An 11,714-nucleotide genomic window follows, 5' to 3' on the forward strand; every position below is an offset into this window, starting at 1 on the left:
ATTAGCGACGCAGACCAAGACTGCTGATCAGCTCTTTGTAACGCTCTTGGTCCTCACTTTTCAGATAGTCCAAAAGCTTGCGACGGGAGTTAACGAGACGCACCAGACCTTGACGGGAGTGGTGATCCTGTTTGTGTTCTTTGAAGTGCTCTGTGAGCTGAGTAATGCGGCTGGTCATCAGGGCGACCTGTACTTCCGGGGAGCCTGTATCTCCAGGGGCCCGTTGGTAGGCTTCGATGACTGATTTCTTTTCTGCTGCACTCATTGACATGACGTTTCTCCTCTTGGTTACGTCGATGAAACTGGCCCTGTTCAAGGCCTACCCGACAATGAGTTCAGGCAGGCCGGACCGGTGTAAAAATCGTTTTTATCCAGGCTGTGCCTGGAAAGATCGCGTAGTATGCGCGTTCTGGGCCGCCACAGCAACCCAATATCCACTGTTTGTGAAGAGTTTCTTTCTGCAATTCAATTTGTTACCTGCATGAGCCTTTTCGGCGCCACGCGGCCATCATCGAGAATCTGGCCAACACCGATAAAATCGGTCTGATTGGTATAGAGACGCACCCAACCACTGGTGGGGGCATTCGGGACCAGGATCGGTTGGCCCTGTTTCATGTAAAAGGTGGCATCCGCAGACAGCTCCACCTGGGGCCACTCGGCCAATGCGCTCTCCAAGGGCAGCAGCCAATCATCCATCTCCTGAAACAGCTTGTCGGAGAAGGCCTGCCGCACCTCATCCAGGGTCACCATCGACTGATCGTCGTAGGGCCCGACCCCGGTACGCCGCAGACCACTGACATAGGCGCCGCAACCCAGCTGTTTACCGATATCCTCGGCGAGGGTACGTACATAGGTACCCTTTGAACAGTGCACATCCATCTCAAACTCGGGCAGGGAGAAATCGAGCAACTGCAATGCGTGGATATTGATGGCACGGGGTTCGCGCTCGACCTCCAGCCCTTTACGCGCCAGCTTGTAGAGTCGTTCGCCCTGATGCTTGATGGCGGAGTACATGGGCGGCAGCTGTTGCTGCTCTCCCAGAAAGTCAGTCAGGGTATCCCGCAACATCGTTTCCGTGACACCACTCGGATCGGCCTGTTCCAACACCTCACCTTCGGCATCGGCGGTGGTTCTGGTCTCTCCCAGCTTGACTCTCACCCGGTAGTGCTTATCCGCATCCAGGAGAAACGCAGAGAGCTTTGTGGCCTCGCCAAAGCAGATCGGCAACAGACCGGTGGCGAGTGGATCGAGGCTGCCCGTATGTCCGGCCTTTGCGGCCTTATACAGAAACTTCACCTCCTGTAAGGCCTTGTTCGATGTCATACCTGCAGGTTTGTCGAGCAGCAATACACCACTGATATTGCGCCCTCTGTTGCGACGACGTCCCATACATTTACTCTAATTATCGCTAATTCGTGAGATAGGATTAATCCAGGTCGGTGTGGTTTTCCTTCACCGCTTGATCAATCAAGGTGGATAGATGCTCCCCCTGTTCCACAGAGGTATCGTAGACAAAGCTCAACTTCGGTATCGAACGCAATTTCATGTGCTGACCCAACAACCAGCGCAGATGACCGGCCATTTGGTTCAGGTGTTCGACGCTCTCTTTCTGAGTAAGCGACGCAGACATGGTGGTGAAGAAAATCTTCGCCTGGGAGAGATCCCGAACCACCCGGGCTTCCTGGACAGTAACCAGTCCCAGAGCCGGGTCCTTGACCTCTTGCCTGATCAGCCCCGCCAACTCCCGCTGCAGTTCCGCACCGATACGGTCTGTTCGTTTAAAATCACGCGGCATAGTAATTATACGTTCCGCATCACTTCAGTACGTTCGAAGACCTCGATCTGGTCACCCACCTGCACATCGTTGTAGTTCTTTACACCGATACCGCACTCCATGCCGTTTTTCACTTCAGCCACATCATCCTTGAAGCGGCGCAGGGACTCCAAGGCGCCCTCGTAAATCACCACGTTGTCACGCAATACACGTATCGGGTTGTTGCGTTTCACCATACCTTCGATGACCATGCAACCGGCGATCGCGCCAAGCTTGGAGTTGCGGAACACATCGCGCACCTCGGCCAGGCCGATGATCTCCTCGCGAATCTCCGGCGAGAGCATGCCCGAAATGGCCTTTTTCACATCATCGATGATCTCGTAGATGATGCCGTAGTAGCGCATGTCGATGCCTTGCTCTTCAACCACCCGGCGCGCACCTGCATCGGCACGCACATTGAAACCGATAATGATGGCATTGGATGTCACCGCCAGGTTGGCATCGGATTCGTTGATTCCACCGACACCCGAAGCGACCACGCCCACCTTCACCTCGTCGGTGGAGGTGTTGGTCAATGCCTCTTTCAATGCCTCGACACTGCCTTGTACGTCTGCCTTGACGATCACATTCAGGGTCTGGGTCTCACCCTCTTCCATCTGGGTGAACATCTCGTCCAGTTTCGCTGCCTTCTGCGCCGCCAGACGGGTATCCCGCTGCTTGTCATGGCGCAGTTCGGCGATCTCCCGAGCACGTCGCTCATCGCTGACCACGCGTACATCATCGCCCGCTTCCGGGGTGCCTGAGAGGCCGAGCACCACCACCGGTATGGAAGGCCCCGCCGTTTTGATGGCACGCCCGTTCTCATCGAACATGGCGCGTACGCGACCATACTCCTTACCTGATACGATGACATCGCCACGATTCAACGTACCCGACTGTACCAGCACGGTGGCAACCGGCCCCCGGCCCTTGTCCAGGGAGGATTCCACGATCGATCCCGTGGCGTTGCCATCCTGTACCGCCTTCAGTTCCAGCACCTCGGCCTGCAGCAGTACGGCATCGAGTAGTTCGTCAATACCTTCGCCTGTCTTGGCGGAGACTTTCACGAACATGGTGTCACCACCCCAATCCTCAGGTATCACCTCCTCCTGGGAGAGCTCCTGAGTGACCCGGTCGGGATTCGCCTCCTCTTTGTCGATCTTGTTGATGGCGACAATCAGCGGTACTTGTGCTGCCTTGGCATGTTGAATCGCCTCCTTGGTCTGGGGCATCACACCATCGTCTGCCGATACCACCAGAATAACGATGTCAGTCACTTTGGCGCCACGGGCACGCATCGCGGTAAAGGCGGCGTGTCCCGGGGTATCCAGGAAGGAGACAGTGCCCTTGTCGGTATCCACGTGGTAGGCACCGATGTGCTGGGTGATACCACCCGCTTCACCCGCCGCGACACGGCTGGTGCGAATATAATCAAGGAGTGAGGTCTTGCCATGATCCACATGTCCCATGATAGTGACCACAGGCGGTCGAGCGACAGCCTCACCTACCGTCTCTTCCTCCTCCATGCTCAGCAGATCGGCTTCAACATCTTCGTCGCGCTGATGAACCGGCACATGCCCCATCTCCTCAACCACGAGAATTGCCGTGTCACGATCCAGGGGTTGATTGATGGTCACCATCATGCCCATTTTCATTAACACCTTGATGACTTCGGCGGCCTTGATGGACATCCGCTGGGCCAACTCGGCCACGGTGATGCTTTCAGGTATCTTGACTTCGTGGACAACCGGGCTGGTGGGCCGTTGAAAAGCGTGTTGTGCGTCACTGCCGGCCGCGGCAGTGGCTCTTCTCTGCTTGGCGGGTTTTTTCTTACGCCGTCCCTTCGCGCCATCAGCCACATGCAGCTCTTTACGCTCCAAGCGCTGCTCTCCCTCGAGCTCCTTACCCTCACGCTTGCTCTCTTTACGACCCTTCTTGCCGCGTCCGGACTCCGGTTTGGGCGCAGGTTTTTCCGGCTCTGCCTTGGCAGGCTCTTCTGCTTTGAGTAATTCCGCTTCCACCGCCTTACGTGCAGCCTCCTCTTCAGCTGCCTTCTGCACAGCCTCCTCTTCAGCCTTCTTGGCCGCTTCCTCTTCAGCCCTTTTTGCCGCCTCGGCAGCCTTGCGCGCTTCGATTTCAGCCTCCACGGCAGCCCTTTCCCTTGCCTGCTCGTCGAGGGCCTTACGCGCCTCTTCCGCCTCTTTTGACTTACGTTCGTCAGTTTCCACGTTGCCGCGTTTGACGTAGGTACGTTTTTTACGCACCTCCACACTGACCGTCTTGGCAGGTGTCGACGATGTGCGACTCATGGTACTGCGTGAAGCTGTGGGCTGACGTAATTCACTGACGGTTTTACGACGTAAAGTTACCTTGCTTGGTGCTGTCACACCGGCACTCTTTTGCTTGCCATGACTTTCACGCAGATAGTGCAACAGCTTGGCTTTTTCCTCATCGGATATCCTATCGTCAGGCGTTTTGGCCTGGATACCCGCATCCTCCAGCTGTTCCATCAAGCGATCGGCAGGGATACCAACGACATTTGCAAGTTGTGCTACCGTTACTTCACTCATACATCAGGCCTCTTGTATTTGCCTTATCCATCTATTCCTAAATTTATACCTACATACCGGACTCTCATGCGGTGTAAGGATTCACAACCACTTATTTCGCTTCTTCAAACCAAGGTGCACGGGCTGTCATGATCAGCTCTCCTGCGCGATCCTCATCCATACCATCGATCTCCATCAGATCATCGATGGACTGTTCAGCCAGATCCTCCATGGTGACAACACCTTTACCTGCTAGTTTAAACGCGAGCTGCTTGTCCATGCCCTGCATGGTCAATAGATCATCAGCGGGTTCGCGAAACGCCTCTTCATTGGCGATAGCCCGGGTCAACAGAAAATCCTTCGCCCGGTTGCGCAGCTCGTTGATCAGATCCTCGTCAAACTCTTCAATGGTGAGCATCTCCTCGATCGGGACGTAGGCGACCTCGTCAACACTGGTAAATCCTTCCTGCACCAGTATTGCAGCCACATCCTCGTCCACGTCCAGCTGCTCCATGAAGTTATCCATGAAACCCTTGGCTTCGGATTCACTCTTCTCCGCCGCCTGGGCTTCATCCATTACATTCAATTCCCAGCCGGACAACTGACTTGCCAAGCGGACGTTCTGCCCGCCGCGACCGATCGCCTGGGAGAGATTCTCTTCACTCACCGCCACATCCATGGTGTGAGAGTCTTCATCCACGACGATGGAGACCACGTCCGCCGGTGACATGGCATTGATCACATACTGTGCCGGGTTCTCATTCCAGAGAATGATGTCGACACGTTCCCCGTTCAGTTCATTGGAGACCGCCTGTACCCTTGAGCCACGCATACCGACACAGGCCCCCACGGGATCGATACGCTGATCGTGTGCCTTGACCGCGATCTTGGCACGCAGGCCGGGATCACGGGCGGCGCTCTTGATCTCGATCAGCCCCTCACCCACTTCCGGCACCTCAAGCTTGAACAGCTCGATCAACAGTTCCGGCATGGTACGGCTGATGAAAAGTTGCGGACCCCGGGGCTCAGAGCGAATTTCATAGAGGTATCCGCGGATACGGTCACCCACCCGGATCGACTCCTTGGGAATCATATGTTCACGCCCGATGAAGGCCTCCGCATTGCCTCCCAGGTCAAGAAAGATATTGCCGCGATCGATACGCTTGACGACGCCGGTAACCAGCTCCCCTTCGCGCCCTTGATAGGCCTCGACCACCTTCGCCCTCTCGGCTTCCCGTACCTTTTGTACGATCACCTGCTTGGCGGCCTGGGCGGCGATGCGACCGAACTCTATGGATTCGATCGGCTCTTCGACGAAATCACCGACTTGGATATCGGGATTTTCCTCTTTTGCCACATCCAGGATAACTTGGCGCAGCGGCGCATCCGGCTCATCTTCCGAATAGGCCTCTACCACTTCCCAACGACGAAAGGTGTCGTAATCGCCAGTGGTCCTGTCGATTGCCACACGCACCAGAATATCATCACCGTTACGCTTACGGGTGGCGGATGCCAAAGCAGCTTCAATGGCCTCAAAGATGATCCTTTTTCCGACATCCTTCTCATTGGAAACCGCATCTACGACCAGCAATATCTCTTTACTCATCAATTGTTTCCCAATTTAAATATCCGGTATCAAACGTGCCGAATCGATCAGGTCAATCGTTATCCCATGGACTTTCCCATCTTCCTCGATCAGAACCTGATTCTCGGCCACGCCCCGAAGTACACCGCTAAAACGGTGACGACCTTCAATTTTGGTGTGGGTCTTAACCCGCACCTTGTTTCCCTGGAATCGCTCAAAATGCTCACGCTCAAACAGGGGGCGATCCAAGCCTGGTGAAGAGACCTCAAGCTGGTACTGCTCCTTGATCGGGTCCTCCACGTCCAGCACGCCGCTGATCTGGTGACTGACCTGTACACAGTCATCAACACCGATGCCATCGGCATGATCGATGTAGACCCGCAGCAGTGCGCCGCCTTTGCCCTGCCCTGTCATCTCCAAGCCAACCAACTCATAGCCCAGCAGCTCTACTTCAGCACGGACCAGTGACTTCAATTTTTCCGGAGCCGATCGCATTTCTTCACCGCATAAAAAATGGGCACATGGCCCATCCGATGTCTTCGATTACCGATACCCGGGTGGATACAGATCCCTGCCAGGGTATTTGCTCGAAAACAAAAAAACCCCGCTGTCGGGGCTTTATTATAGTTATTGCGGCAGATCAAGGCGTTTCAGGCCGATCCACAACCGCAAATTCGACGCGAAGAATAGCACAGGCCGCAAGCCTGCGCAATTACGGCATGATGAGAAAACCTAGGGGAGCCAACCGCCTGCTGCCTGTACCTGCTCGCTGTTGCCTGGACGACTGAGCCAGGCAACCACGGCCAGCCGCTCTGCATCGTTGACCGAGAGTTGTGGCCAGGGAAACCGCCACTCTCCCTGCTGCGGCGGCGTTTGAGTGTGGCTCAGCACGACGAAACTCTCCTTAAGGGTCTTGCCGTGGTTTTCACCCCCGCCAATGGGGCTGGAGAGGCCGAACCCGAGGATCGCGAAATGGGCCTCCAGTTTGACTCCATTTAGATGGGGCTCGGGTGAGAACTGGAGTGTGGCCCCTGTCCCGGGTTCCACCTGCAGGGTCAGAGCACCAACCTCTTCACTGGCTTGCAGGTCGAGTTGAGGCCGGTAGAACCACTGACGCCACTCCCGTCCGTTAAGGACAAAACCCGGGGTATAGACAGAACGGATGGCCCCCTGTCTCTGATGATCCCGCTGCATTTTGCTGAAGGCAGGAGAGGCAAACCGGTCCGGCCAGCCAAGGTTGTCCCAGTAGTCCACATGGAATGCCACCGGGATCAGCCTCTGCCACAACCCCGGATGGCTCTCCAGTTTCCGCAGCCAGGCATCCGCAGGGGGACAACTGCTGCAGCCATGGGAGGTGTAGAGCTCCAGCAGGTTGACCCGCTCCACAGGACTCTGCAGGGTCAAGGCCTGGAGAGGCTGAGTGACAATGGCCATCAACAGCCCACCCCCCAGCAACATGCCGCGCCAGCCGTTCATGCTTTCGCGGGTATGAATTTCAGGGCGATGCCGTTGTTGCAGTAGCGCAGCCCGGTGGGTTCCGGCCCGTCATTGAACACATGCCCATGGTGACCGCCACAGCGGGCGCAATGGTACTCGGTACGGGGCCAGATCAGCTTGTAATCCTTCTTGGTACCCAGGGCGCCAGGCAGATAATCGAAAAAGCTCGGCCACCCGGTGCCGCTCTCATACTTGGTGGACGAGGCAAACAGATGGTTGTCGCAACCCGCGCAGGCGAAGACACCCTCACGCTTCTCGTTCAACAACTCACTGGTCCCCGGCCGCTCCGTACCCTCTTCCCGCAGGATATGATACTGCTCAGGGGTCAATCTCTCCCGCCATTGTGCATCGGTCAGATCCAACTTTTCTATCTGCGTCATCTTCTCATCCTGTCTGGCTAATACCGACTGACCCACGACCGGCAACAAGGCCGCCGCACCCAACAGCTTAATCAAACTTCTTCGCTTCATCACTCTTCTCCTCACACGCACGACCCCGAAATACAGGGATCGCATAGGACATCTGACAGGAATTCTAAGCTGAGATTCACCACCATAGACAGGGGAAAAAACGGGGAAATCTTCAATTACACCTATGAACCCGATCGCTTATGGATCAAAGTATAGGGGCGGATTTTCCGCAGGGAATCACGGAGTTATCACAAAAGCATCACAGGGTTTCTGTTCCGGCAAAAACCCATCGTTTAACCACCACCTGGCCCTGTGAGCCAACTTGACGAGCCCAGGCTCGTGGTAAATCACAGATTGTTATGGCTTTGTTCCGCCTCGCGGATGGCCTTTACATTTTTATTGATGTAGTGAATACCCCATGGCAGAAAGACACCATACACCCCCCACATGTAGAAGTTATATGGTTTCGGCAATAATAGAAGCAAGGCCAGGAATATGATGATTGCGATCCATGCATAGACCGACACTCGGATCATGAAGGCCCTCTCTGCGGGGCTCTCTGTGTTGGTAATACTAAAGTAGGTACCGACCGCTCCACCCATCAACCCAATGATCGCCCCTAATGCCCCACCGATAAACCCGACTGTTTGACCGTCCATATTAATTAATCACAAATGCGTGTTAAGCCTGTTCGCGAGTACAATCTCTCAATGAGATTGTAGACGTCTATTCGTGTTTCATCCCTGTAGGGCACCTGAGCCGATAAGCTCTATCACCAAGGGTGTCGTATATTAAGAGTTGTGAACAGGTCCAACCATGAAAGTCGTTGTCGACCACATATTGCACACCAGTATCCGGGAGAGGACCAAACGCTGATTATCGTGCTACCCCCAAGATCGGCCGGATTCATTTCAAAACGAATCCACCCGGTTATAATTAATGTAATCAAACGGGATCCTCCACATAACAACTTGCCTGAAAATAGAGAACTGTCCCCGAGGAGGCTTCCAGGCTATGATCTTTCTATCCTCGACCTTTTAGCGACAGGGGGTGTCTATGTCCGGTATCGTGATCTTCCAGATGGACCTATGGCCACGGGTCAAGGAGCAGTTTAAGCCCAAGATGTTGACTATCGACAAGATTTTGGTCGAAGTGACATTTCCCAGCAATCCCCAGCTTCAGGCGGCTTTCAAAAAAGATCCACTTCTGTATCAGAAGTTGCAGGACAAGATCCGCGCCTATATGACCGGAAACGTCGTCAGGAACATTGGCAACGTGGTGAAAAAGTTCGATCCCCAGGCGGTTGACGCGGCCAAGATCGACGATATGGAGAAGATGCTCAAGATCCTGGATAAGTTTCAGGAGACAGTCAAAGGGTACACACGCGCCGCCTCGAGCATGGCGGCTCGCCAAGCCGAAAAGGAGTGGATGGCCCTAACCCGGACCAAAGCCGAGTACCGGAAATACAAGATCGTTGCCGGCGCGAAGCTCACCGCCGGTACGGCCGGGCTGGCGACCGGCGTCGGCATGACCATCGGTTCGACAGTGGCTACCGTCGCATCGGGAGGCGCGGCAGCGGTAGGGACTTGGGCCAGCCTGACATTGGGCATCATCGGCATCCTGAAATCATCGGTTGGGCTGGGCAAGGATATTTACAACCTGGCTATTTCGGCCGACACGGTGCAGAAAAAGATCATCAAGTCGCTGGAGAAACTCCAGGCCCGCTATCTGGACATCATCAAGGGCAAGAAGGTTGGTCCAGGAAGATCGAAGGCGACGGTCATGGCGACGGAGTTGAACTACGAAGCCGTAAGGACGATTTTCGGCACGAGTCAGTCAACCATATCGGAATGCGACAGGATGAATGGGCAGTTTCACGACAAGCTCAACGGTATCGATGTCAAGTCGCACGAACTGTCCAAAAAGCTGGAAAAGGTCTTGTCCGAGACTGAAAAACTAAAACAGCTCAAGCCGAAACGGAAAGGCCAGGTCGAGAAGCTCGAAAAGGCAGTGCACAAGATCGTCGAAAAGACGATAGAACTCGCCTCGAAGGTAAAAGACGGCAGGAAGGCACACAAGACCTATACCGCGGCACTCGCTGAATTGAAATCGCGAAAACCCAACACCGGATGGCTGGAAAAAGGCTTCGGCTACGGTTGGGAAATCCTCCTTTCAGCATCGGACCCCAAGGATCTCATCGTAGCCGCTGTCGGTATCGCCACCGACCTATCCATCGACACGTCTGACAAGATTGCCGGCAGAGTCATCCAACAAAAGTACAAAGTGGGTAAACACTAGAAACCGGACCATTAGCGACCAGTTCACTTTTTCGGAAGATCCCCCGCAATGTGATTATGTGGCTCACATTGACTGGGGGCCTTGTTCTGTTGAAGGCGTTAACCTAGTGCTGTTTGACCCAAAGCACTCAATCGACACCTAAGCAAGGTGTTTTGCAGTATTGATTTTGATTACAACCCTAATATATAACCCCATCTATCTCGAAAAAGGGGCTCTTCCTCGTAATACTCTTGTGGATAGACACCCTCTCTATCAATCACACCATTATGATTAAAATCTATTGAGACATTATATACATATGGTGTTTGAGATGACGGGATTATACGATCAATCAGAATAGCGTGGTCCGTTGGCCTTGATACCGCAGAATGCCCGCCCCTCTTAATCCTTAAACTGTAAACTATATCGCTGCTTGCGGGGTTTTCAGTTGTTACTGACAGGACTATATTTTGATGATTATTGTTTGCGACACTGATCAATAAAGATGCTTCTTTCACTCCCATAACATAACTTGTCCCGGTATCGGTTTCGTGCACCAACTGCTCAAAAGTAATTGAGCCATCGTGCACCAGTATATCTTCGATATATGGCTCGGCACTTACCATAGAATTATTATCCTCACGAATAGACATTGCTATCTCTGTTATTTCCATCGTATAAGGTATAGTGTTGTCTAAATTGAACGTCATATTACCATCAAGGGTAATCGAGACATCTTCTTGCATATCTGTGATTTTCAATTGTTCAGCATATATATTCCCGGATCGAATCCCATGAGGCCTACCGCTATCCATAGCAGATCCGGATTGGTGTACAAATCCGTCATAAAGCTCAAAACGCCCAAAATTCAATCCGCTATACCTACAGCTATTGTACCCCCTGGTTGATAGGTATTGTGCGGGATAGCTGTGACCACCGTTATTCCAGGATACTGATTTAGTGCCATTCGTCTCACCACCCCGAAAGCAAGGCACGCTCTCACCATTAGGTACCGTGTTATCTAATCCCATTTTTTCATAATAGTCTGTCATACCCGGCACAACTATCCCGACACTCTGTCCAGCAAATCCGTTTTCAGCAAAACTAATCAATCTGAGCACTTTCATCACTAATATAGCGTGATAGAGTGAAAGTTCATCACCATAACGTGGACCCAGGATTAAATTCGCATCTTCACCAGATGGCGGACCTGCAGCAGGAATATCTGTAATCTCCTCTCCAATAGGGGGCGTCACTACAACTGTATTATCTGTATCATTCTCTTCATTGTTTGTGACAGGTGCTTGCGGGCTGGAGCTAGAGCCACCACCACATGAAACAAAAAGCACAGATAGGAGGATTATTATTAGAAACCTTGGATATTTGTATAACATGATGAATCCTTTCAAAAATACTAAATTACATGTCTCCGACTGGTACTACATCCCTAGACAGCCTCAGTCAATTACTACGACACTCTCAAAACAGATAGTTAATTCTGCTTGCCGTACTGATTTAAGATACGACTTATTAGCCAGACTTCCAGTAAATATGCGGAGGCCATACTGATGCCTGGGATTGGC

General features: G+C 53.2%; 11 protein-coding genes. 1 reads left to right on the plus strand and 10 read right to left on the minus strand.

From position 1 onward, the window contains the following. Position 1 precedes the first annotated feature (1 nt). From rpsO to R2K28_RS14475, 9 genes are all read right to left on the minus strand, one after another. Positions 2 to 271, minus strand: a complete 270-nt coding sequence (gene rpsO / locus R2K28_RS14435; protein ID WP_116444732.1) for a 30S ribosomal protein S15 — start codon at positions 269 to 271, stop codon at positions 2 to 4. Between the two features lie 194 nt (positions 272 to 465). Next, on the minus strand, positions 466 to 1,389 hold the full coding sequence (gene truB, locus R2K28_RS14440; protein WP_316365433.1) for a tRNA pseudouridine(55) synthase TruB: 924 nt from the start codon (positions 1,387 to 1,389) through the stop codon (positions 466 to 468). Positions 1,390 to 1,426: 37 nt separating this feature from the next. Further along, the gene (gene rbfA, locus R2K28_RS14445) at positions 1,427 to 1,795 is read right to left on the minus strand and encodes a 30S ribosome-binding factor RbfA (RefSeq protein ID WP_116444734.1); all 369 of its coding nucleotides are present in this window, start codon (positions 1,793 to 1,795) and stop codon (positions 1,427 to 1,429) included. Positions 1,796 to 1,800: 5 nt separating this feature from the next. After that, the gene (gene infB / locus R2K28_RS14450; protein ID WP_316365436.1) at positions 1,801 to 4,383 is read right to left on the minus strand and encodes a translation initiation factor IF-2; all 2,583 of its coding nucleotides are present in this window, start codon (positions 4,381 to 4,383) and stop codon (positions 1,801 to 1,803) included. A 91-nt stretch (positions 4,384 to 4,474) separates the two neighbouring features. Further along, positions 4,475 to 5,968, minus strand: coding sequence for a transcription termination factor NusA (nusA, locus tag R2K28_RS14455; protein ID WP_316365437.1), 1,494 nt, complete (start codon positions 5,966 to 5,968; stop codon positions 4,475 to 4,477). Between the two features lie 15 nt (positions 5,969 to 5,983). Then, the gene (gene rimP / locus R2K28_RS14460) at positions 5,984 to 6,442 is read right to left on the minus strand and encodes a ribosome maturation factor RimP (RefSeq protein WP_116444737.1); all 459 of its coding nucleotides are present in this window, start codon (positions 6,440 to 6,442) and stop codon (positions 5,984 to 5,986) included. Positions 6,443 to 6,679: 237 nt separating this feature from the next. After that, positions 6,680 to 7,423: a DUF1223 domain-containing protein gene (locus tag R2K28_RS14465; RefSeq protein ID WP_316365438.1), complete on the minus strand. Its 744-nt coding sequence runs from the start codon at positions 7,421 to 7,423 to the stop codon at positions 6,680 to 6,682. Then, positions 7,420 to 7,914, minus strand: a complete 495-nt coding sequence (gene msrB, locus R2K28_RS14470; RefSeq protein ID WP_316365440.1) for a peptide-methionine (R)-S-oxide reductase MsrB — start codon at positions 7,912 to 7,914, stop codon at positions 7,420 to 7,422. Before msrB ends, R2K28_RS14465 begins: the two co-directional genes overlap by 4 nt. A 287-nt stretch (positions 7,915 to 8,201) precedes the next feature. Then, a complete protein-coding gene (locus R2K28_RS14475; protein WP_316365441.1) occupies positions 8,202 to 8,513 on the minus strand; it encodes a hypothetical protein in 312 nt (103 codons plus the stop codon). 397 nt (positions 8,514 to 8,910) lie between these two features. Here R2K28_RS14475 and R2K28_RS14480 point away from each other — a divergent pair, with 397 nt between their 5' ends. After that, positions 8,911 to 10,152 carry a hypothetical protein gene (locus tag R2K28_RS14480; RefSeq protein ID WP_316365442.1) on the plus strand — a complete coding sequence of 414 codons (1,242 nt, stop codon included), beginning with the start codon at positions 8,911 to 8,913 and terminating at the stop codon, positions 10,150 to 10,152. A gap of 170 nt (positions 10,153 to 10,322) precedes the next feature. On the opposite strand, the gene R2K28_RS14485 is transcribed toward R2K28_RS14480, so the two are convergent. After that, entirely contained in the window at positions 10,323 to 11,525 is a 1,203-nt protein-coding gene (locus R2K28_RS14485; RefSeq protein ID WP_316365443.1) for a hypothetical protein, read from the minus strand. Positions 11,526 to 11,714: the final 189 nt, after the last annotated feature.

Source organism: Candidatus Thiodiazotropha sp. CDECU1, assembly GCF_963455295.1.
Taxonomy (GTDB): Bacteria; Pseudomonadota; Gammaproteobacteria; order Chromatiales; family Chromatiaceae; genus Thiodiazotropha.